This window comes from Sulfitobacter sp. CW3 (genome assembly GCF_019392245.1).
In the GTDB taxonomy this organism is placed as follows: Bacteria; Pseudomonadota; Alphaproteobacteria; order Rhodobacterales; family Rhodobacteraceae; genus Sulfitobacter.
Window position 1 is genome coordinate 1 of record NZ_JAHXRL010000079.1, and the last position, 329, is coordinate 329.

The 329-nt window shown below is 64.1% G+C and carries 1 protein-coding gene; it reads right to left on the bottom strand.

Translation table 11 applies throughout. The features are described 5' to 3' along the window. Positions 1-108 precede the first annotated feature (108 nt). A complete protein-coding gene (locus tag KZZ06_RS20280; protein ID WP_308340042.1) occupies positions 109-327 on the bottom strand; it encodes a zinc ribbon domain-containing protein in 219 nt (72 codons plus the stop codon). Between the last annotated feature and the right edge of the window lie 2 nt (positions 328-329).

Below are 329 nucleotides of genomic sequence, written 5' to 3' on the forward strand. Positions count from 1 at the left end.
CGCTTTTCGACCGGTGCGAGGAATCGAACGGGCTCTCGATCACCTGCATGACGTTATGTGAAGGCGTCATCGCGCTGTCATGATGCACCTTCGTGATGTCTCCCCGACTTAAAAGCAGGGGCTTCCATGCCCGGACGGGCACGGCGTCTCACATCCGAGACGAGCGATATTCCGCGCGGCATTCTGGTCGCGCTCATGTTCTGATCCGCACTCGCCGCACGTCCACCGCCTGATGCCGAGACCAGCAAGTCCGCGGGGGCCGGTGAGGCAGCCGCAGGACGAGCAGGCCCGGGTCGTGTTGGCTTCGTCCACCTCGGCGTAGGCCACCC